The organism is Serinicoccus sp. CUA-874, assembly GCF_001942225.1.
In the GTDB taxonomy this organism is placed as follows: Bacteria; Actinomycetota; Actinomycetes; order Actinomycetales; family Dermatophilaceae; genus Ornithinicoccus; species Ornithinicoccus marinus.
Genome location: NZ_MKJZ01000039.1, coordinates 33,936 through 55,180, shown reverse-complemented (window position 1 = coordinate 55,180; position 21,245 = coordinate 33,936). Strand labels below are relative to the sequence as shown.

Annotated in this window: 15 protein-coding genes and 2 pseudogenes; 3 read left to right on the top strand and 14 right to left on the bottom strand. The window is 72.0% G+C overall.

Annotation, left to right across the window (positions count from 1 at the left end):
- Window positions 1–44 precede the first annotated feature (44 nt).
- Window positions 45–2,324, top strand: coding sequence for a hypothetical protein (locus tag BJF80_RS16995; protein WP_075815464.1), 2,280 nt, complete (start codon window positions 45–47; stop codon window positions 2,322–2,324).
- On the opposite strand, the pseudogene dnaE reads toward BJF80_RS16995, so the two are convergent.
- Window positions 2,308–7,221, bottom strand: a pseudogene (gene dnaE, locus BJF80_RS20590) (DNA polymerase III subunit alpha); the annotation flags it as partial. The gene BJF80_RS16995 and the pseudogene dnaE sit on opposite strands and share 17 nt — an antisense overlap.
- A gap of 302 nt (window positions 7,222–7,523) precedes the next feature.
- Between dnaE and BJF80_RS21350 the strand changes: the two are divergent.
- Together BJF80_RS21350 and BJF80_RS21715 are read left to right on the top strand one after the other, a co-directional pair.
- Window positions 7,524–10,406 carry a M14 family zinc carboxypeptidase gene (locus BJF80_RS21350; protein ID WP_083673782.1) on the top strand — a complete coding sequence of 961 codons (2,883 nt, stop codon included), beginning with the start codon at window positions 7,524–7,526 and terminating at the stop codon, window positions 10,404–10,406.
- Complete coding sequence (locus tag BJF80_RS21715; protein ID WP_187344390.1) at window positions 10,367–10,558, top strand: hypothetical protein; 192 nt, start codon at window positions 10,367–10,369, stop codon at window positions 10,556–10,558. Before BJF80_RS21350 ends, BJF80_RS21715 begins: the two co-directional genes overlap by 40 nt.
- A gap of 85 nt (window positions 10,559–10,643) precedes the next feature.
- On the opposite strand, the gene BJF80_RS16970 is transcribed toward BJF80_RS21715, so the two are convergent.
- The 13 genes and pseudogenes from BJF80_RS16970 to murG all read right to left on the bottom strand — a co-directional run bounded on the left by BJF80_RS16970 (window position 10,644) and on the right by murG (window position 21,201).
- Window positions 10,644–11,573 carry an RluA family pseudouridine synthase gene (locus BJF80_RS16970; RefSeq protein WP_075815458.1) on the bottom strand — a complete coding sequence of 310 codons (930 nt, stop codon included), beginning with the start codon at window positions 11,571–11,573 and terminating at the stop codon, window positions 10,644–10,646.
- The gene (lspA, locus tag BJF80_RS16965) at window positions 11,570–12,106 is read right to left on the bottom strand and encodes a signal peptidase II (RefSeq protein WP_075815456.1); all 537 of its coding nucleotides are present in this window, start codon (window positions 12,104–12,106) and stop codon (window positions 11,570–11,572) included. Before lspA ends, BJF80_RS16970 begins: the two co-directional genes overlap by 4 nt.
- A gap of 26 nt (window positions 12,107–12,132) precedes the next feature.
- Window positions 12,133–12,492 (bottom strand): TraR/DksA family transcriptional regulator, encoded by a 360-nt coding sequence (locus tag BJF80_RS16960; RefSeq protein ID WP_075815454.1) that lies wholly within the window; start codon window positions 12,490–12,492, stop codon window positions 12,133–12,135.
- A 273-nt stretch (window positions 12,493–12,765) separates the two neighbouring features.
- A complete protein-coding gene (locus tag BJF80_RS16955) occupies window positions 12,766–13,779 on the bottom strand; it encodes a DivIVA domain-containing protein (protein WP_075815452.1) in 1,014 nt (337 codons plus the stop codon).
- Window positions 13,780–13,948: 169 nt separating this feature from the next.
- On the bottom strand, window positions 13,949–14,233 hold the full coding sequence (locus BJF80_RS16950) for a YggT family protein (RefSeq protein WP_022924827.1): 285 nt from the start codon (window positions 14,231–14,233) through the stop codon (window positions 13,949–13,951).
- Window positions 14,234–14,295: 62 nt separating this feature from the next.
- Window positions 14,296–14,817, bottom strand: coding sequence for a cell division protein SepF (locus tag BJF80_RS16945; protein WP_075815450.1), 522 nt, complete (start codon window positions 14,815–14,817; stop codon window positions 14,296–14,298).
- 60 nt (window positions 14,818–14,877) lie between these two features.
- The gene (locus BJF80_RS16940; protein WP_075815448.1) at window positions 14,878–15,618 is read right to left on the bottom strand and encodes a YggS family pyridoxal phosphate-dependent enzyme; all 741 of its coding nucleotides are present in this window, start codon (window positions 15,616–15,618) and stop codon (window positions 14,878–14,880) included.
- A 1-nt stretch (window position 15,619) separates the two neighbouring features.
- Complete coding sequence (locus tag BJF80_RS16935) at window positions 15,620–16,387, bottom strand: purine nucleoside phosphorylase YfiH/LACC1 family protein (protein ID WP_075815446.1); 768 nt, start codon at window positions 16,385–16,387, stop codon at window positions 15,620–15,622.
- A 14-nt stretch (window positions 16,388–16,401) separates the two neighbouring features.
- The gene (ftsZ, locus tag BJF80_RS16930; RefSeq protein ID WP_075815444.1) at window positions 16,402–17,712 is read right to left on the bottom strand and encodes a cell division protein FtsZ; all 1,311 of its coding nucleotides are present in this window, start codon (window positions 17,710–17,712) and stop codon (window positions 16,402–16,404) included.
- Window positions 17,713–17,841: 129 nt separating this feature from the next.
- Entirely contained in the window at window positions 17,842–18,633 is a 792-nt protein-coding gene (locus BJF80_RS16925) for a cell division protein FtsQ/DivIB (RefSeq protein ID WP_075815442.1), read from the bottom strand.
- Window positions 18,634–18,635: 2 nt separating this feature from the next.
- A complete protein-coding gene (locus tag BJF80_RS21345) occupies window positions 18,636–19,553 on the bottom strand; it encodes a Mur ligase family protein (protein ID WP_321166437.1) in 918 nt (305 codons plus the stop codon).
- Between the two features lie 281 nt (window positions 19,554–19,834).
- A pseudogene (locus BJF80_RS21340) lies at window positions 19,835–20,014 on the bottom strand (Mur ligase domain-containing protein); the annotation flags it as partial.
- 104 nt (window positions 20,015–20,118) lie between these two features.
- On the bottom strand, window positions 20,119–21,201 hold the full coding sequence (gene murG, locus BJF80_RS16915; RefSeq protein ID WP_075815440.1) for an undecaprenyldiphospho-muramoylpentapeptide beta-N-acetylglucosaminyltransferase: 1,083 nt from the start codon (window positions 21,199–21,201) through the stop codon (window positions 20,119–20,121).
- Between the last annotated feature and the right edge of the window lie 44 nt (window positions 21,202–21,245).

Below are 21,245 nucleotides of genomic sequence, written 5' to 3'. Positions count from 1 at the left end.
GGGTCGCGCCAGGTGCGGCGCCGACCGGCTAGGTTGGGCGGACCATGATCGAGCGCCCCGTCCGTCACCGCCGGGCCTGCTGGGTGGTGCGGGGGGCGGGCCGGGGCTCGTCGGCGGTGCTGCGCCCGTCCCGGTATGCCCGGATCCGGCTGCGCGAGGCCGAGGGACTGCTGCTGGGGCCAGGAGCGGTGCGGGAGGTCTACGGGGCCGCGCCATGGGCATACCCGCTGGCGGAGCTGCTGGACAGCACCGGCGAGTGGGTCGGCCTGCTCAGCGACGACGTCGGGCGGACGTGGGTCGCGATGAGCGACTACCACGGCTTCGGGCACCTCTTCTGGGCGGTGCGCCCCGGCGAGCAGGGTCAGGACGTCTACCTCGGGACCACCCTGGACGCCGTCGTCGACCGGCTGCGCGCCGACGGGCACCGGCTCGCGGTGGACTGGCCGGTCGCGCTCACCACGCTCGCCTCCAACCACGTCCTGCTGCGCAACCAGTGGTCCCGCCGCACCCTCGTCGAGGGGGTCCGCTGCCTGCGTCCGGACGAGCTGCTGGTGATGGGCGAGCGCGGGGTCGGCACGGTGCCCCGGGCGATGAGCACCGACCCGCAGGGGCGGTCCTACGACGAGCTGCTCGACGCCGGGATCGCCCGCTCCGCCGCGCTGCTGGCCCAGGTCGCGGACGCCGTGCCGGACGTGCGGGTCTTCGCCTCCGGCGGCAAGGACAGCCGGGTCGTGCTCGCCCTCATGGACCACGCGGGGGTGCTCTCCCGCAGCAGCTTCGTGGCCGCCGACCCCAGCCGGTGGGCCGACGCCGCGGGGCGCCAGGGGCTGTGGCGCGACCTGGTCGTCTCGAACGAGCTGCGGCAGGGGGCAGGTCGGCCGTGGTACGTCGAGCCCGACTACGAGGACCGGATGCTGTCCTTCGCCGAGAGCATCGACCACCACCAGAGCTTCTACGCCGGGAGCCAGTGGGCCGCCTCGGCGGAGCGGCAGCTGCGCTGGCCGACGGTCCCCTACGTCGCGGTCCGGGGCGGGGCAGGGGAGCTCATGCGGACGGCATACCGGACCATCCGCACCGGCGAGCCCTTCGCGGCGATGGATCAGAGCGTCGCGAGCCTGGCACCGGACCTGCGCCGGCTGCACGGACTGGTCATCCACGGCGGCGTCCCGTTGCCGGACGCCGTCCGGGCACCGGGTGAGGAGGCGGTGGCCGAGGCCTTCGCGCTGGTCCCGGACGCGCCGATCGGGCAGCAGGTGGACGCGCACTACCGGCTGCACCGCAACCGCGCCCACTTCGGCCACGTGCTGCACTCCACGCACCGGCGCAGCCTGGCCCTGCACCCGCTCGCGACGCCGGAGTTCCTCCGCGCGGCGCACCTGCTGCCCTTCGCCGAGCGGGACCTGGGGCTGGCCGCCTTCGACGTCGTCGAGCGGCTGCGGCCCGACCTCAACCGGCACCGGCTCGCCTCCGGCACCTGGCCCGAGCAAGTGTGGCAGCGGCGCGGCGGCGCCCCCGCGCCGCTCCCCCGCGCGCCGCGAGGACCCTTCGGCCGCGACCGGGTCCCGAGTTACTTCGACGCCGAGGACCACAACCACTTCCGTCGCGGCTGGACGAGCGGGCCGCTGCGCTTCGACATCCGCACCGCGGCGCAGACCCGCGCCGTGGCCGACCTGTGGCGGCTGCACGACCTGGCCCCGCACGACGCACCGGCCGACGTGATCGGCCCGCTCGCCGACCTCGTGAGCCGATCGGCGATCACCCCGGCCACGACGGTGGTGCGGCTCGCCTCGATCCTGCGGGCGGTCGACGAGCCGGTCGCGGACCCGCCCGCGAGCCTGGAGGTACGGGTGCGCCACGGCGGGGGCCTGCCGTGGCGCAGGCGGGAGCGGGTCGAGGTCGCGCCGGTGCGCGCCGGACCGCCGGGGTCGGTCCGGGACCTGCGGGGGTATGCCGTCAACGCCCCGTCCGCGGGTCTCGAGACCTTCGAGGTCGACCCCCGCACCGAGCCGGGCGTCTACTGCCACCTCGAGCTGGTCGACGGCGAGCTCCTCGCCCGGCGGGTCGGTGCGGAGCGGGCGGGCTGGCGGCTGGAGCACACCTTCACCCTGGTGCGCGGTACCGACGAGGTCGCCGAGATCACGACCGAGGAGGCGAGGGCGACCTTCGGGGCGCCGGCCGCTCCGGGCCGGCACCGCGCGCTGCTGGCGGCGCGATGCCTGGACCGCCCCGAGATCGTCCTGCGCGCAACCTCGCCCTGGCTGGTCGTGCCCGAGCCCGACCTGCGGCCTAGTTGCCGACGCTGGCAGGGCCGAGCAGCGCCTTGAGCTCGCCGAAGAGCTCCGGGGTCGCGGTGACCCGCAGGCTCTCGTCCAGCTTGAGCAGCACGGTCCGCCCCGGCTGGTTCAGCTTGACGTGGACGTCGGTGGCGCCGGGGTGGTCGGCGAGAACCGTCTTGAGCCTGTGTGCCAGACCGTCGGTCACGCGGGTCAGCGGCAGGTTGAGCACGACCGGCCCACGCGGTCCGGCCTTGATGTCCGGCAGGGTCATCTCGTTGGCCATGAGCTCGGTGGAGTCGTCCTTCTTCAGCCGGCCCTTGACCACGACGACGGTGTCCTCGGCGAGCATCGTCGAGATCGTCATGTAGGTCTTGGGCCAGAAGACGACGTCGAGCGAACCGGCCATGTCCTCGACCGAGGCGCGGGCATACGGGTCGCCGTTCTTGGTCCGCTTCAACTGCAGGTTGGTGATCAGGCCCGCCACGGTGACGAAGTCGCCGTCCTTGGCCCCGTCCTCCCCGACGAGCTGCAGGATCGAGGCGCTCGCGTGCTGCGACAGGATGTGCTCGATGCCGTTGAGCGGGTGGTCGGAGACGTAGAGCCCGAGCATCTCCCGCTCGAAGGCCAGCCGCGCGGTTTTGTCCCACTCGATCCCCGGGATCGGCGGGAGGGTGACGATCTGGACGGCTGCGTCCTCACCGTCGTCGTCGCCGCCGCCGAAGGACAGGCCGGAGAAGAGGCTGTCCTGGCCGATCGCCTCCTGCTTCTTCTCGTCCGCGAGCGCCTCGACATATCGCTCGTGCACGGTGACCAGACCCTGGCGGCTGTGCCCGAGGCTGTCGAAGGCGCCGGCCTTGCACAGCGACTCGATGGTGCGCTTGTTGCACACGACGGCCGGGCACTTGCGCAGGAAGTCCTCGAAGGAGGTGAAGGCGCCCTTCTCGTCACGGGTGTCGACGATCGCCTGGACGACGTTGGCGCCGACGTTGCGGATCGCCTGCAGCCCGAAGCGGATGTCGTCGCCGACGGCCGCGAAGGTGCCGATCGACTCGTTGACGTCCGGCGGCAGCACCGGGATCTTGAGCCGGCGGCACTCGGCGAGGTAGAGCGCCGTCTTGTCCTTGTCGTCGCCGACGCTGGTGAGCAGGGCCGCCATGTACTCGGCCGGGTAGTTGGCCTTGAGGTAGCCGGTCCAGTAAGAGATGACCCCGTAGGCCGCGGTGTGCGCCTTGTTGAAGGCGTAGTCGGAGAACGGCACGAGGACGCCCCAGAGCGCCGCGACCGAGGCCTCGTTGTAGCCGTTGGCCTTCATCCCGTCGGAGAACGGGATGTACTCGGCGTCGAGCACCTCCTTCTTCTTCTTGCCCATCGCGCGCCGCAGGAGGTCGGCGTTACCCAGCGTGTAGCCCGCGAGCTTCTGCGCGATCTCCATGACTTGTTCCTGGTAGATGCAGTTGGAGAGCACCATCCGTGAGCGATGAAGTTGTGCACGTCGTCGACGGTGATGTCGTAGACCGGCTCCGCCGGACCCACCGAGACATCAGTCACCCTGTTCCAGTCCATCGAGGCGTAGAAGCGGTCCTCGTCGGTACCCATGACGTCCAGGTAAGCCTGGGCGGTGGCGTTGAGCGGATAGAAGCCGCCCTCGCCCTCCGCCGGGTGGCTGGTCTTCGGCTCCGGCACCCGACCCTGCCGCCAGAGGTGGCGGTGCAGCCCAGCGGGCGAGGCGGGGCCCCACCCCATGGCGTTCTTCGTCCTCGCGGACACGTCGGGAGCGTCCCGCAGCACATCGCTGGCGTGTTCGAGCATGCGCTGACGGTTCAGGCCGCGGCTACGCGAGGCGATCTTCCTGTCGGTCCGCGCCGCGATCTTGCGCTGTTCGACCATGTGCGGCGTGACGAGCTGCCAGAAGCGCTGGTCGTACACGTGGACGGTCCACGCCCGCTGGCGACCACGGCGGACCGAGGTGTATTCGCCGGCCTCGTGCAGTCGTGCTGGAATGCCGAGACTGGCTAGCACATCAAGGACGTCGTGCGCCAGCCGCTCGCTGATGGTCTTGTAGTAGGCCAACTTGGCACCGACGTGACCATCACCGTCCCAGAGAGCTGCCATCAGTCGCTGCCGCACGAGAGGCTGACTGCGCTTCATCGCCTCGGGGATGAACTTGTCAGCCGAAATCGTCTTGTCGGCGAATCCGAGGCTGCGTAACCACGCGTTGATGCCGATGTTCGTGAAGTGGCCACGTCGCGGGTTGCGGCCCGACCCGGTGCCGGCCGGGGACGCGGCGAACCTCACGCGCGCGGCACTGCGGTCCTGGCACTCCTCGACGGGGAAGACGTCATCGAACAACGTGGAGCAGAGGCGGGACACCTCGGTGCGCAGCTCTGCACTCGCATTGATGAAACTGTTCTCGTACAACGTGATGTAGCCGTCAGAGAGCAGGTATCCCAGCAGGGCGGCCTCCTCCGGTCGAACGCAGGATGGGGAGCTGTACCCCATGCCGTCACGGGGACGAGCGATCCGGTCCTCTCCCGCCCGCAGCTCACCTGCCTGGATCCAACCTCGCGTCGTCAGCACGGGGTGATCCGAGGACAGCCGCAACTGCTGCCCTGAGTTCGTGCTCACGGTGAGCACCGGCTTGTCCGGCATCTGCCACCAGTGGGTCACGCGTCGCCGCACGACCTTGCCACGCTCGTCCACGCCGAAGGTGAAGAAGCCCTCCTGCACACGGCGCTCCAGGTCGTCGACTCGAACCTTCTCGCCCGTGTCGGCATCGATGATCGGCGTGTCGCCCGCGACGCAGAGGCCGTACGTCGTGCCGAGGATCGGCTCGAGGGCGGCCTCCATCTCCGGCTGCAGCTTGCCCTTGAGCTCGGGGTCGAGCGGGGTGATCTCCTGCTTGCCGTTCTTGCGCAGCGCGAAGTTGGTGTGGGCGTTGACGCCCATCGGGCCGGGGCGGTAGAGCGCGAGCGCCGCGGAGATGTCCTCGAAGGTGTCCGGCTGCATGAGCCGCAGCAGCTGCCGCATCCCGTTGCCGTCGAGCTGGAAGACACCGAGGGTGTCGCCGCGGCCGAGCAGGTCGTAGGTCTTGCGGTCGGTCATGTCCTTGGACAGCGCGTCCAGGTCGATGTCCTGGCCGCGGTTGTCCTTGATGTTGTGGATCGCGTCGTCCAGGACCGTGAGGTTGCGCAGCCCGAGGAAGTCCATCTTGACCAGCCCGAGCGACTCGCACGTCGGGTAGTCGAACTGGGTGATGATCTGGCCGTCCTGGTCGCGGCGCATGATCGGGATGACGTCGATCAGCGGCTCGCTGGACATGATGACGCCGGCGGCGTGCACGCCCCACTGGCGCTTCAGCCCCTCCAGCCCGGTCGCCGTGTCGAAGACCTCGGCGGCGTGGTCGTCCTCGGCGAGCAGCTCGCGGAACTCGCCCGCCTCGGCATACCTCTTGTCCTGCGGGTCCTGGATCCCGGCCAGCGAGATGTCCTTGCCCATGACGGTCGGCGGCATCGCTTGGTGAGCCTCTCCCCCATGGCGAAGGGGTAGCCCATCACCCGGGAGGAGTCCTTGAGCGCCTGCTTGGCCTTGATCGTGCCGTAGGTGACGATCATCGCCACCCGCTCGTCGCCGTACTTCTCGGTGACGTAGCGGATGACCTCGGAGCGGCGCCGGTCGTCGAAGTCGACGTCGAAGTCGGGCATGGACTTGCGCTCGGGGTTGAGGAAGCGCTCGAAGATCAGGCCGTGCGGGATGGGGTCGAGGTCGGTGATGCCCATGGCGTAGGCGCACATGGACCCTGCCCCCGAGCCACGCCCCGGGCCCACCTTGATGCCGTTCGTCTTGGCCCAGTTGATGAAGTCCGCGACGACGAGGAAGTAGCCCGGGTAGCCCTTGCCGATGATGACCTCGGACTCGTACTCCGCCTGCTTCCGCGCGTAGTCGGGAACGCCCTCGGGGAAGCGGCGCTGCAGCCCGGTCTCGACCTCCTTGATGAACCAGCTGGTCTCGTCCTCGCCCTCGGGCACCGGGAAGCGCGGCATGTAACGCCCCTCGCCCTCGGTGAAGGAGATGTCGCACCGGTCGGCGACCAGCAGCGTGTTGTCGCAGGCCTCGGGCAGCTCGCGCCATACCTCGCGCATCTCGGCGGCCGTCTTGAGGTAGTAGCCGTCGCCGTTGAACTGGAACCGGTTGGGGTCCTGCATCGTCGACCCGGACTGCACGCACAGCAGCGCCGAGTGCGCCTTGGCGTCCTCCTGGTGGGTGTAGTGCAGGTCGTTGGTCGCCAGCAGCGGCAGCGACAGCTCCTTGGCCAGCCGCAGCAGGTCCTGGCGCACCACCCGCTCGATCTGGATGCCGTGGTCCATCAGCTCGAGGAAGTAGTTGTCCGCCCCGAAGATGTCCTTCATGTCCGAGGCGTACTGGACCGCCTGGTCCCACTGGCCCAGGCGCAGCCGGGTCTGGATCTCCCCGGACGGCACCCGGTGGTGGCGATCAGACCCTGACCGTAGGTCTCCAGCAGCTCGCGGTCCATCCGCGGCTTGAAGTAGTAGCCCTCCATCGAGGCCAGCGAGGCCATCCGGAAGAGGTTGTGCATGCCGTTGTTGTTGCGCGCCAGCAGCGTCATGTGGGTGTATGCCCCGCCGCCGGAGACGTCGTCGCGTCCCCCGTCGCCGTACTTCACCCGGGTCTTGTCGGTGCGGTGCGTGCCGGGCGTGACGTAGGCCTCGAGCCCGATGATCGGCTTGACGTCGTACTTCTGCGCGGTCTTCCAGAACTCGTAGGCGCCGAAGATGAAGCCGTGATCGGTCGTCGCGACGGCCGGCATCCCGAGCTCGGCGGCCTTCTCGAACATGTCCGTGATGCGCGCCGCCCCGTCGAGCATGGAGTACTCGGTGTGGTTGTGCAGGTGGACGAAGCTCTGCGCGGGGCTGGCTGGGGAGGACATCGCAGATGATCCTAGAGCCCCGGACCGACAGGCATGGAGCGCCCGTCACCCTGCGCGGAGGGCACCTCGTTGACCTGCGACGGAGACCGTCATGCCGCCACCACGACCCCACCACCACCGTTCGCAGGCCGGAGCGCGGCACTCGCGAGGGCACCACGGACCCGTGGCTCGGGAACATTTACCTCATCTTTGCCCAAGAATTCTTGACCCGGGGGTTGCGTCGGATCAGGATGAAAGTTCCGCCCGGCACATTCCTGGCTTCATATGATCTTCCTTCGGGCGGCCATCCCCCAAGGAGCGCAATGTCGCGTAGAACCCTCGCCACCACCTTGTCAGCAGCACTGGTGCTCGCCGGCTCCGTCACGGCCGCCGCGGCGCCCGGTGACGCCGACCCGCCCACCGCCTCCGTCGACGCCGAGCTGGCGGCGGAGGAGACGGCGCTGGTCCGTCTCCAGCTGCCGAACCGTCAGATGCTCGAGCAGCTCGTCGCTGACGGTGCTGACCTCGCCGGCGTGCCCGCCTCCGCTCCCGACGTCCGCGGCGAGCGGGTGCTGGCCGACGTCGTCCTCACCGGCGCAGAGCTGACCGCGCTGCAGGCAGAGGGCGCCACCCTCCTCCAGGTGATCCAGCGCGAGAAGGAGGGCACCGCGAACTTCGAGGCCAGCCGGGCGCAGGCCGAGCGCCGGCACCAGGAGGGGATGACGATGCAGGCGACCGACGAGGGCCGCATGCTCGCGGACGTCCTGGTCGTCGACCACGCCTACTGGTGGGAGTCCGGGGGCCAGACGTTCCTGCAGGTGCAGGTGTCGACCTCCGCCACCGACAACCCGGACGTGCAGATCGAGGTCGAGTGGGAGACCGGGGACGGTGAGAGCGGCACCTTCCAGCTGTTCCGGTACGTCGACGCCGGCCAGTACATGTTCCACTACCACCAACCGGAGCCGCTGCCGTCGGCCCCGGTCAGCCTGACGGTCACCTCGTCGGAGGGCGGCACCGCGACCGCCGAGCCCGCCCCCTGGCCCGGCGCCGACGTGCCGGAGCTGCCCGAGGGCTATCAGCAGGACTTCATCGACCAGTACATGACGCCGAGCGAGATCGACGAGCGCATCGATCGGCTCGTTGCGCAGTATCCGGACCTGGTCGACGTCGTCGAGCTGCCGAACGAGTCGCTCGGCTACCGCCGCCCGGCCATGGCGTTGGTCGGCGACCCCGCCACCGCCGCGCTGGCCGTGGAGTCGGTCGCCTACGGCACCGACGGGATGAACGGCACCGAGGTCGTCGTCGCCGACCCGGGTGAGCCCAGCCAGGAGCTCACCGGCGTCTACGAGGACGGCACGCTGACCCTCTCCCTGGCCACCGACGCCGAGGGCGCCGTCACCAGCACCGTCGACGAGGTGGCCGCATACATCAACGAGACGTTCGAGGAGACCTTCCGCGCCAACGCGGTGACCGACGGCGCGGCGACGATGACCGTCGTGGAGTCCGTCACCTTGGACGACGGGCTGGACGCCTCGCACCTGAACCCCGAGGGCCGGACGATGCGGATGATGCGCATCGGTGAGCACCGCGACGGGTCTCGCCCGGGCGTCCTGGCCTACAGCCAGGAGCACGCCCGCGAGTGGGTCACCCCGCTGGCGACGATGGAGTTCGCCGAGCGGATGCTGGCTAATGCCGCCACGGACGAGGAGACGGCCGAGCTGCTCGAGGAGGTGGAGATCTTCCTGGTGCCCGTGGTCAACCCGGACGGGGCGAACTACTCCTTCTACGACTACAACTTCCAGCGCAAGAACCTCAGCAACCACTGCGAGGGTGCCGCCCGCGACCCGCGGCGTCAGGACCGGTGGGGTGTCGACCTCAACCGCAACTTCACGGTCGGCTCCGTCCACGACGGGTATGTCGGCGGCTCGCTGAACTGCCTCTCGGGCACCTACGCAGGCCCCGAGGAGCTGTCCGAGCCCGAGACGCTGAACACCGCCTGGATCGGGGAGAACTACGAGAACATCACCCACTCGATGAACGTGCACAGCTACGGCGGCTACTTCATGTGGAGCCCGGGCGCCTACAAGGTGCCCGGCCGCGAGCCGCTGCCGTTCCCCCCGGCGGAGGACCTGCAGGAGTTCTTCGACGCCTCCCAGCGGATCATCGAGGCGATCAGCCAGCACCGTGGCACCGTGACCTGGCCGGCCAACACCGGCCCGGTCATCGACGTCCTGTACAGCGCCGGCGGCAACTCTGCCGACCACATGTACTACGAGCACGACATCGTGGCCTACAACTTCGAGGTCGGCAACGACCTGTGGAACCCGGAGCTGGAGCGCTGGGAGGGCGTCGGCTTCCAGCCGCCGTTCGAGGAGGCTCACCCCGAGTCGCAGGAGTATGCAGCCGGGCTGGTCGAGCTCGTCCGTATCGCCGCAGACGACGCCCGCGAGGACAGGGAGGACGTCACCCGGCTCTCGGGCGAGACCCGCTACGAGACGGCGGTGGCCATCGGCCAGGAGTCCTACCCGGACAGCACCACCGCGGTGCTGGTCGGCGGCCCGGACGCCAGCATGGTCGACGGCTTGGTCGCTGCACCGCTCGGGGCCGCTCTCGAGGCTCCGGTCCTGCTGACCGACACCGACGGGCTCTCCGTCGCCACGGCGCAGGACCTCACCGACCGCGGTGTCACCGAGGTCGTCGTCGTCGGCGGTGACGGTGCCGTCGGCGAGGAGGTCGTCGAGGCGGTCGAGGCCATGGACATCGAGGTCGAGCGGGTCTCAGGTACGGACCGGTACGGCACCGCCGTCGCGGTCGCCGAGCAGCTGGGCGCCGGCACCGACGAGGTCATCGTGGCCTCGGGCCGCCAGGACAACCTGGTCGACGCCCTCGCGGTGTCCGGCCCGGCAGCCGCCACCGGCACCCCGGTGCTGCTGGTCCGGCAGGACGGCGTGCCCGGCGTCACCGCGGGCGCCTCGAGGACTACGACTCCTCGCTGGTCGTCGGTGGGGACGGGGCGGTCAACGAGGAGGTCCTCGACGAGCTGCCCGACCCGCTGCGGGTCTCCGGCCCCGGCCGGTGGGAGACCGCCGTCGCGGTCGCCGACCACTTCGTCGCCGAGGGGATGGACAGCAGCTCGGTGTCCATCGCCTCCGGCATCCAGGCCAACATGGTGGACGCCCTGCCGGGCGGCACCCTGGGTCAGCTGATCCTGCTCAGCGAGACGGACGCGCTGCCCGGAGCGACCACGACCTGGCTCGTGGGCAACGAAGAGACCGAGCACGCCTACGTGCTCGGTGGCGACGGCGCCCTCTCCGCCACGGTCGTCGAGACGCTCGAGGGCATCCTCGGGGGCCGCTGACCGTCGTCCGACGGAGAGACACGTGCAGGGCCGGGGAGTTCCTCCCCGGCCCTGCGCCGTGCCTGCGCCGTGCGGGCCGTCGACCTCAACCTCGGACGACGTCCAGCGCTCCCCCCAGGTCCTCGGGGTAGGGCGACTCGAACTCGACCTGCTCCCCGCTGCCCGGGTGCAGGAAGCCGAGCTTCACCGCGTGCAGCCACTGCCGCTCCAACCTGAGGTCGCGCGCCAGCGTGGGGTCGGCGCCGTAGGTGAGGTCGCCGCAGCAGGGGTGGCGCAGCGCGGAGAAGTGCACCCGGATCTGGTGCGTGCGTCCCGTCTCCAGGTGGATCTGCAGCAGGCTCGCCCGCCGGTGCGCCTCGAGCAGCTCGTAGTGGGTGATGCTCGGCCGCCCGCTCGTCATGACGGCGAAGCGGTAGTCGTGGCCGGGGTGCCGCCCGATCGGCGCGTCGATCGTCCCCTCGTGCGGGTCGGGGAGCCCCTGCACCAGGGCGTGGTAGGTCTTGTCGACCACCCGGTCGCGGAAGGCCTGCTTGAGCACGGTGTATGCCCGTTCGGACTTGGCCACGACCATGAGCCCGCTCGTCCCCACGTCCAGGCGCTGCACGATGCCCTGCCGCTCCGGTGCGCCGGAGGTCGAGATCCGGTAGCCCGCAGCGGCAAGGCCGCCGACGACCGTCGGGCCGGTCCAGCCCACGCTGGGGTGGGCCGCGACGAAGGCCGGCTTGTCGACGACGACGATGTCGCTGTCGTCGTGGACGATCCGCATGCCCTCGACCGGCTCGGCCACGACCTCGAGCCCGGCGGGTGGGCCGGGCGCGGGCAGCTCCACCTCGAGGAAGGAGCCGGCGGTGAGCCGGTCGGACTTGCCGACGACCCGCCCGTCGACCTGCACGAGGCCCTGGCCGGCCAGCGTGGCGGCCTTGGAGCGGGACAGCCCGAGCAGGCGCGGCAGCGCCGCGTCGACGCGCTCGCCCTCCAGGCCGTCGGGGACGGTGAAGACCCGCGACTCGCTCACCGGGCGCTCTCGTCCTCGTGCTGGGAGGCAGCCGCGTCGGCGCCGGCCCCGTCGTCCTCGCGGCTGCCGTGGCCCTCGCGCGTGCCGTCCGGGTGGAAACCGCGCAGGGAGAGCAGCACGATGAGGCACGCCGCGGTGGTGACCCCCATGTCCGCGACGTTGAAGACCGGGAAGTTGGGCAGCGCCAGGAAGTCGACCACGTGCCCCAGCCCGACCGAGGGCGGGCGGAAGTAGCGGTCGATGAGGTTGCCGACGGCGCCACCGAGCAGGAGCCCGAGCGTGAGCGCCCAGCCCAGGCTGCGGGTCCGGAAGGCCTGGACGACGATGCCGACCGACACCAGGGTGGCGATGGTGGTCACGACCCCGGTCCAGCTCGTGCCCAGCGAGAAGGCCGCACCCGAGTTGTAGGTCAGGTGCAGCTGGATCAGCTCGCCGACCAGCGGCACCGACTCGCCCCGGGTGAGGCTCGCCTCGGCCCAGAACTTGGTCGCCTGGTCCAGGCCGGCCCACAGCAGCGCGACGAGCAGCACCACGTGGGAGCGCCGGGGTGGACGGGAGGTTAGCGGCGTTCCTGCTTCTGCTTGCATGACATGCATAGCGTCGCACGCGGGAAGGCCTGCAGCCGCATCTTGCCGATCGGCGTCCCGCAGGACTCGCAGTCGCCGTAGCTGCCGTCCGCGATGCGGTCCAGCGCGTGCGTGTTCTGGTCGATCAGGTCACGCGCGTTGTTGGTGACCGAGAGCTCGTGCTCCCGCTCCCAGGTCGCCGACCCGGCGTCGGCCTGGTCGTCACCGGCGCCGTCACCGTAGGCCCGGCCGCGTTCGAAGAGCTCCTGCTCGGCCTCCTCGACCTCGGCGCGCAGCGCGCGATCTCGCCCTCCAGCTCCTCGCGCAGCTCCTCCACCTCGGCGGCGCTCCACGGGCTCTCGCCCTCGCTCACGCTCAGGGCGCGGTGCTCACCCTTGCCCCGCCCCGGGCGCGTCGCGGTCCCGGAGCCCCCCTTCTTCGCGGTCGTGGCCACGCCTCGCCCTTCGTTCGCAGCTGGCCCGTCCTGGGGACGAGCGATGGTGGCGGCAGAATAGATCAGCGCCCAGACGTTGACAACGCAGGACGACACCCCCTCCCCCGGGTATGCCGCAGCGCCCCGGCGAGGATGTCGGCCGGGGCGCTGCGGAAAGTTCTCGGGGTCGTGCTCAGGAGGAGGTGGGCCCGGTGGCGTCCACCCGCTCCATCTGGTCGGCGAGGAAGGTGCGCAGCCGCTGGCGCAGGTCGCGCTCCTGACCCTGCAGGTTACTGATGGTCGAACCGAGAGCGGCCTCCTGGCCCTGCAGGTCCTTGAGCACGCTGTCACGCCGGCCCTCGGCCTCGCTGACCATCTGGTCCCGGCTCGTCTCGCCCTCCCCGACCAGCCGGTCGTGGGTCTCCTGCCCGGTGCGGACCAGCTCGTCGTGCTGGGTCTGACCTTCCTCGACGAGCCGGTCGTGGGTCGCCTGGCCGGTGCGGACCAGCTCGTCGTGCTGGGTCTGACCCTCATGGAGCAGCCGGTCGTGGGTCTCCTGGCCGGTGCGCTGCAGCTCGGCGCTGCGCTCGTCGGCCTCGGCCACGGCGCTTGCCCGGTAGCCGTCGCCCTCCTCGATGAGCCGGGCCTTGGTGCTCTCGCCCTCGGCGACGTGCTGGTCGTGCAGGCGCTGGGCCAGGGAGATGATCGAGCTCGGGTCCTCCCCGTCGCCGGTCCTCTGCTCACCGGAGCCGCCGTCCTGCACAGCCGCCACCGTGTCCATGTCCCTGTCCCGCGAGGCGCGCAGCTCGTCGCGCTCGCGCTCGGCGCTCGCCACCTGCTCCTGCGCCGCCGCGAGACTCTCCTCGGCGGCCGCCCGGGCCTGCCGGCACTCCTCGAGCTGACGACGCAGCGACTCCACGTCCGCGTCGGCCGCCCCCGCGTCGGCCGCGACGGCGTCGGTTCCCTCCGGTGCCCCCGCGTCCTGCTCCGCCTCGCCCTCGGGTCGGCTCTCCACGGAGCGCATCGAGACTCCGCCGGCGCGGCAGTCCTCGAGGTCGGTGCGCAGGCCGTCGTTCTCGGTGACGAGCCGCCGCAGCTCGACCACGACCTCGTCGAGGAAGTCGTCGACCTGGGTCTCGTCGTAGCCGCGACGCAGGTGCGTCGCGCTGAAGCTCTTCTTGATGACGTCCTCGGGGGACAGCGCCATGTTTCACCTCACGTGTGCAGGGAACGGCCGCCTCCCCGGCTCGGTGCCGGGCCCGGCGGTGACGTGCTGGTATGCACCTTGTCCAGCGAGCACTCTAACGCACCGTCGGAGCCCGGTCAGGTCCGCGGCGGGCAGCGCAGCGAGGCGGCCGAGGGGACCGAATACACCCTCAGAAGGGCAGCGACAGCGCCAGGCTGCGACCGATGCCGACAGCGATGATGAGCACGAGGAAGCCGAGGTCCAGGGCGACCTGACCGATGCGCAGCGGGGGAATCACCCGCCGCAGCGCACGCAGCGGCGGGTCGGTGAGGGAGTAGACGCCGTTGGCCAGGACCAGGACCGGGCCCTTCGGCCGCCAGTCACGGGCGAAGACCTGGACCCAGTCGAAGACCAGCCGCGCGATGAGGACGAAGAAGTAGAGATTGAGCAGGAGCGCGAGGATCTGGCCGACCATGCGACCAGCCTACGTGAGGACGCTGGGAGGAGCCGCTGGGGCGGCCGCCTGACCGAGCGGGCTCAGCTCTGGTTGAACGGGCCCTGTGCCCCGCGGACCTGCTCGGGCTGGCTGCCCCCGTCGACCTCGACGAAGGACGGGCTGAGCAGGAAGACCTTGCTCGTCACCCGCTCGATCGACCCGTGCAGCCCGAAGGCCAGGCCCGCGGCGAAGTCGACCAGGCGCTTGGCGTCGGCGTCGTCCATGTCGGAGAGGTTCATGATGACCGGGACGCCCCCGCGGAAGGCCTCACCGATGGTCTTGGCCTCGTTGTAGGTGCGCGGGTGGATCGTGGTGATGCGGTTCAACTCGCCGACCTCCGGCTCGCGGACGACCTGGGAGACGGGGGTGCGGGAGGGCAGCGTGGCCACCGCGGACCCGCCCTGCGGGTCGCTCGCGCCGTCGTCCTCACGCAGCTGGCGCACGGTCGCCCCGCTGCCGCGCTGCTCCGGCGACTCCTGCTCGTAGGTGTCGTAGTCGTCGAAGCGCTCGTCGGACTCGGCGAGTCCGAGGTACTCCATGGTCTTGCGCAGTGCCCCGGCCATGTGTGCGAGCTCCTAGGTGCGTGACGGGTGCGTCCCGTGGTGGATCGGTCGAGAACGACGCTACCGCTGCGCGGGGCGCGAACCGAGGATTGCGCTCCCGACACGCAGGTGTGTCGCACCGGCCGCCACGGCCGCCTCGAGGTCGCCGCTCATCCCCGCCGAGACCCAGGTCGCGTCCGGGTGGGTGTGCCGCAGCTGCTCCCCCAGCCCGTGGAGCCGGTCGAAGGCCCGGCGGACGCCGTCGTCGTCGAGGTCGAGGGGCGCGATCGCCATCACGCCGCGCAGCCGCAGCTGCTCGCACCCGGCGACGGCCTCGGCGAGCTGACCGAGCTCGGCCGGGGCGGCGCCACCACGCCCGGCCTGCTCCCCCTCCCCCAGGTCGACCTGCAGCAGCACCTCGAGCGGGCCCGACACGACCTCGTCCTCGACCGCTGCGGCGCGGCCGGCGGCGAGCGCACGCACCAGGCGCGCCCGGTCGACGGACTGGACGACGTCGGTATACCGCGCGACCCGCTTCGCCTTGTTGGTCTGGAGCTGGCCGACGAAGTGGACCCGGATCCTCGAGCGCACGTCCGACGGCAGGGCGCCGATCTTGTCCCCGGCCTCCTGGTCCCGGCTCTCGCCGACGTCGGTGACCCCCATGCCGGCGAGCAGCTCGACGTCAGCGGCGGGGAAGAACTTCGTCACCGCCACCAGCGTCAGGTCCTCGGGCCGGCGCCCGCTCACCGCGCACGCCGCCTCGATGCGGTGCCGGACCTCGGCCAGCCGCCCGCTCAGCTCCTGCTCCCGCGTCGCAGTCACGTCAGGCCACCTGCTCCGGGGCGAGGAGCCGGACGACCCCGGCGAACCGGCCGGTCGTGCCGTCGCGGCGGTAGGAGTAGAGGTCGTCGCGCTCGCGGGTGCACCCGGCCAGCCAGCGCAGGCGGACGTCGAGATCGCTGTCGGCGAGCTGCTGCACCACACCGGCGGCGACGTCGATGGCGGGGGTGCCGCTCACCGAGACACTGGCGGCGGTCGGTGTCAGTGCTGTCGCCTCGTCCCGCAGTGCGGCCGGCACCTCGTAGCAGCGGGGGCAGACCGAGGGCCCCACGACAGCATCCAGCCGACGAGCCCCGAGGTCGCGCAGGGCGTCCAGTGCCGCCGGGACGACCCCCGCGAGCAGCCCGGGGCGCCCGGCGTGCACGACAGCCGCGAGCCCTTCGGCGCGGTCCACCAGCAGCAGCGGGACGCAGTCGGCGACGAGGACCACCAGCGCCTCGTCGCTGCTGCCGGTCACCAGCGCGTCGACGGCCGGCACGGCAGGGCCGTCGGCGCCCGACGTCGACGGCGTCAGGGCGACGGCGCACCCGTGCTGCTGGTCCATGAGCCGCAGATCGGCGACCCGCAGCCCGAGCTCGCGGGCGAGCCGGTGCCGGTTGGTGCTGACGGCGTCCTCCCGGTCGCCCACGTGCGCGCCGAGGTTGAACGAGGCGTAGGGGTCGACGATGGAGCCGCCGTGCCGGTCGGTCACGGCCCACTCCACGCCGTAGCCGTCGCCGGTGGGCTCCAGCCGCTCGCGCCAGGTGAACACGAGGAACTACCGCCTCACTTGAGGAAGTCGGGCACGTCCAGGTCGTCGGAGTCCTCGAAGGTCACCTGCCGGGGCGGCTGCTGGACCGGCCGCTGCTGCTGCCCACCGTCCTGTGCCGGAGCCTGCTCCCGCTCTGCCTGCGGCTGGGCGTCGGCGTCGCGACGCTCGCCCTGCGGGAACTCCGCCGGCTGCGCGGGACGCTGCTGCTGCGGCGCCTGAGCCGGAGCCTGCTGACCCTCGGAGCCGGGGCGCTGCTGTGGCTGCTGCTGGGAGGCGCCCGGACGCTGCTGCGGCTGGCCGCCGCCCTGCTGCCGGCCCGCTCCCCCGGCCTGCACCTGGCCCAGTGCCCGGTCGTTGCCCTCGCCCCGGCCCGGCGGCACGCCGCCGTCGAAGCCGGCCGCGATGACGGTGACGCGCACCTCGTCGCCGAGGGAGTCGTCGATGACCGCACCGAAGATGATGTTGGCCTCGGGGTGGGCGGCCTCCTGCACCAGGCGGGCCGCCTCGTTGATCTCGAAGAGCCCGAGGTCCGAGCCGCCCTGCACCGAGAGCAGCACGCCGTGCGCGCCCTCGATGCTGGCCTCCAGCAGCGGCGAGGAGATCGCCAGCTCGGCCGCCTGCACGGCCCGGTCCTCCCCGCGTGCCGAGCCGATGCCCATGAGCGCCGACCCCGCACCCTGCATCACCGACTTGACGTCGGCGAAGTCGAGGTTGATCAGGCCCGGGGTGGTGATGAGGTCGGTGATGCCCTGCACACCGGAGAGCAGCACCTGGTCCGCGCTGCGGAAGGCGTCGAGCATCGACACGGTCCGGTCGGAGATCGACAGCAGCCGGTCGTTGGGGATGACGATGAGGGTGTCCACCTCGTCGCGCAGCGTGGCGATCCCGGACTCGGCCTGGTTGGCTCGCCGGCGGCCCTCGAAGGTGAACGGACGGGTGACCACACCGATGGTCAGCGCCCCCAGCGTCTTCGCGATCTTGGCCACGACCGGCGCACCGCCGGTGCCGGTCCCGCCGCCCTCGCCGGCGGTGACGAAGACCATGTCGGCACCGCGCAGCGCCTCCTCGATCTCCTCGGTGTGGTCCTCCGCCGCCCGACGACCCACCTCGGGGTCCGCGCCGGCCCCCAGGCCGCGGGTCAGCTCGCGCCCGACGTCGAGCTTGACGTCGGCATCACTCATGAGCAGGGCCTGCGCGTCGGTGTTGATGGCGATGAACTCGACACCCTTGAGGCCGACCTCGATCATGCGGTTGATGGCGTTGACGCCACCCCCGCCGATGCCGACGACCTTGATGACGGCCAGGTAGTTCTGCGCTGCGGACACGATGGACCTTTCGGGTGCGGGTGCGGGGTGCGGTGCATGGATGCGGTGCGTGTGCGCGAGCATACGCGCGCTCACCACCAGCCAGCGCGAGACTGAACCTCGACCTCAGGTCGAAGGTCGAGGGTGGGCTCAGCCCGTGGCCTCGGGCAATCCGGACACCACCGGCGTGCCGGGGATCCGCACGTCGATCGTCATCGCCAGCGCCCCCTGCGGATCGATGGTCTCCTGCCGCAGCAGCGCGGTGACGACGCTCCACTTCGTCTCGTTGTCGGTCGGCTCGCCCCACAGCAGGGTGACCTGCCCCAGGTCCATCTCGACCGAGCCGTCCCGCCCCACCGCGGGGGCACCGAGATCACCCTCCAGCGTGTCGGGGTCCGGCCGCAGCCGCCACAGCTCGGCCAGACCGGTCACCGTCGCGGCGTCCAGCTCGGTCGGGTCCGAGCGCAGCCTGATCAGCGGCAGCTTGTTGCTGGGGTCGTCCACCTGCTCGTAGACCACCCCGGTGTCGTCGGCGAGCCACGTCGACCCGCCTCCGCGGAGCGCGACCGCCGGGTCCCGCTCGGTGACCACCAGCGTCACCGAGGACGGCCAGTCACGCTCCACCTCGACCGACTCGACCCGCGGGTCCTCCAGCACCCGCTCGCTCACCCGGCCCTCCGACACCCGCGCCAGGGGGCGGCCCTGCGGGATCTGGGCATGCTCGAGGGCGCTCGCCGCCACCTCCTCACGGGCACCTGTGGCCTGCAGGTCCTTGACGACGAAGGCGGCGGAGAAATAGAAGAGGAAGACCATGGCGGCGGCCGCGGCGAGCACGACGGCGCTCCAGACGAGCAGGGCCCGCCTCCCGATCCGCGGCGGACGGCCGGGGCGACGACCGCGCGCCGAGCCCCGCCCCCGACGCCCGCGCCACGGCAGTCCCACCCTCACGTCCGGGCCTCCTGTCCCGAGCCGTCGCCCAGCAGGTCCAGCAGCTGACGTCCCACCCGGGTCACGTCACCCGCCCCCACCGTGACGACCAGCGTCTCCCGCCCGTCGGCGAGCAAGGCGGCGAGCGCGGCCGCCGCGGTGTCGACAGAACCGACGGTCTCCACCCGCGGGGCGCCGGGTCCGAGCGCGAGCAGTCCCTGCCGCAGCAGCTCGGAGCCGACACCGGGGAAGTCCGCCTGGCGCTCCCGGGCGGGGTAGACCGGGAGCAGCAGCACGACGTCGGCGCCGGCGAGGCCCGCCACGAAGCCGTCGACGAAGTCGCGGGTGCGGGAGAACAGGTGCGGCTGGAAGGCCACGACGAGGCGACGCTCCCCCGCCGCGCTGCGACTGGCGCGCACCACGGCGCCGACCTTGGGCGCGTTGTGCGCGTAGTCGTCGACGACCTCGACGTCGCCGTGGGCGCCCAGCCGCTCGAAGCGACGGTGCGCCCCGGCGAAGCTCTCCAGCCCGGCGACCGCGGGCTCGAGCGCGAGGCCGAAGCCGGCGATCGCGACGAGCAGCGCCGCGGTGGCGTTGTGCACGCTGTGCTCACCGGGCACCGGCAGCCGCAGCCGCACGGTGGCCCCCGGCTCGACCGCGCCGACGCCGGAGCGGAAGGTGAGGCGACCGGTCGAGGTCGTCCCGTGGGTGCTCACCTCGTCCACCTGCACGTCCGCGCGGCCCGCCCCCCAGGTGAGGACGCGGGTGCCTGCCTCGCGCGCGTCGCGCGCCAGCCGGGCGGCGCCGGGGTCGTCGAACGAGGTGATGAGCAGCCCGTCGTCGGGGAGGGTCGCCACGAAGTCGCGGTAGGCCGCCTCCACCGCGGCGGCGTCGCCGTAGAAGTCGAGGTGGTCGGGCTGGACGTTGGTGACCACCGCGACCTGGGGCCGGTAGGTGAGGAAGCTGCCGTCGCTCTCGTCCGCCTCCACGACGAGCGGGGCCCGGGGCCACCGAGCGCTGCGCTGACGCCGCTGCTGGCCAGCGGCGCGCCGATGACATACCCGGGCTCCGCCCCGGCGGCCTGCAGCGCTGCCACCGTCATGGCGCTCGTCGTGGTCTTGCCGTTGGCCCCCGCGACCGCGACCGCCGGACGCCCGTGCAGCAGCGCGGCGATGCCCTGGGACCGGTGCAGCACCCGCAGCCCGGCCGCGCGGGCGGCCGCCAGCTCGGGGTTGTCCTCCCGGACCGCCCCGGAGACCACGACGGTGCTGGCGCCGCCGAGGTGGGCGGCGTCGTGCCCGACGTGGACCCGGGCACCGGCCTGCTCCAGGGCGCGCAGCGTGGCGCTGTCCTGCTGGTCCGACCCGGACACCGGGACCCCGTGGTCGAGGAACATCCGGGCCACCCCGGACACCCCGGATCCGCCCGCCGCGACGAAGTGCACGGGGCCGAGCTCGTCCACCGGCGGCACCGGGACGGTGAAGTCGAACCGGGGGGCGCTCATGCCGGGTGTCCCGCCGCGCGCAGGACCATGTCGACCAGCCGGTCGGCCGCGTCACGGTCGCCGTGCTCGGCCGCGGCGGCCGCCATCCGCGCCACCCGCTCCCCGTCCTGGACGAGCGGCAGCACGACGTCGCGCACCCATGTCGGGGTGACGGCGGCGTCCTCGGTCAGCAGACCGCCGCCGGCCTCGACGACGCCGCGGGCGTTGAGCCGCTGCTCCCCGTTGCCGATCGGCAGCGGCACGTAGACCGCGGGCAGACCGACCGCGGCCAGCTCGCAGACCGTCCCGGCGCCGGAGCGTCCGACCGCGAGGTCGGCGACGGCATACGCGAGGTCCATCCGGTCGGTGTAGGGCCGGGCGACGTAGCGGGCACCCGTGCGGTCCTCGGGAGCGGGCACGTCGACGTCCTTGCCCGCCCCGGTGAGGTGAAGCACCTGGACGCCCGCGGCGAGCAGGTCGGCACCTGCGGTCGCGAAGGCACCGTTGAGGCGCTGCGCCCCGAGCGACCCGCCGAAGACGAGCAGGGTGGGACGCCGGTCCTCGAGCCCGAACTCGGCGAGCCCCTCGGCCCGGGAGGCGGCGCGGTCCAGCGTGCGGATCTCCTCGCGCAGCGGCAGGCCCACCGGTGTGGCGTGCGGGAGCCGGGTCAGGTCGAAGGTCGTGGCGACGTGCGGGGTGAAGCGCGCGCCCAGTCGGTTGGCCAACCCGGGACGGGCGTTCTGCTCGTGGATGACGATGGGTATGCCGGCGCGCCGCGCGGCGAGGTAGGCCGGGGTGGCGACGTAGCCGCCGAAGCCGACGACGACCTGCGCCTCCACCGATCGCATGGCGTCCCGAGCGGCGGCGACCGCCCGGCGCAGCGCGCCCGGGAAGCGCGCGACCGTCGCGTCGGGGCGACGGGGGAAGGGCACCTTGGGCACGACGGTGAGCGGGTAGCCGCGCTCGGGGACGAGCCGGGCCTCCAGCCCCTCGGCGGTGCCCAGCACGAGCAGCTCGCTGTCCGGGACCCGGCGCCGCAGCGCGTCAGCGGTGGCGAGCAGCGGGTTGACGTGGCCTGCCGACCCACCCCCGGCGAGCACGACACCGAGCCGCCCTCCGAGCCGATCACCGTGCTGTCCTCCGT

What these genes read in the sequence shown, in the direction of transcription:
- BJF80_RS16995 (WP_075815464.1), top strand. Translation starts at nt 45, where the DNA reads ATGATCGAGCGCCCCGTCCGTCACCGCCGGGCCTGCTGGGTGGTGCGG.
- BJF80_RS21350 (WP_083673782.1), top strand. Translation starts at nt 7,524, where the DNA reads ATGTCGCGTAGAACCCTCGCCACCACCTTGTCAGCAGCACTGGTGCTC.
- BJF80_RS21715 (WP_187344390.1), top strand. Translation starts at nt 10,367, where the DNA reads ATGGTGGACGCCCTGCCGGGCGGCACCCTGGGTCAGCTGATCCTGCTC.
- BJF80_RS16955 (WP_075815452.1), bottom strand. Translation starts at nt 13,779, where the DNA reads ATGGCGCTGTCCCCCGAGGACGTCATCAAGAAGAGCTTCAGCGCGACG.
- BJF80_RS16950 (WP_022924827.1), bottom strand. Translation starts at nt 14,233, where the DNA reads ATGGTCGGCCAGATCCTCGCGCTCCTGCTCAATCTCTACTTCTTCGTC.
- BJF80_RS16945 (WP_075815450.1), bottom strand. Translation starts at nt 14,817, where the DNA reads ATGGCCGGGGCACTGCGCAAGACCATGGAGTACCTCGGACTCGCCGAG.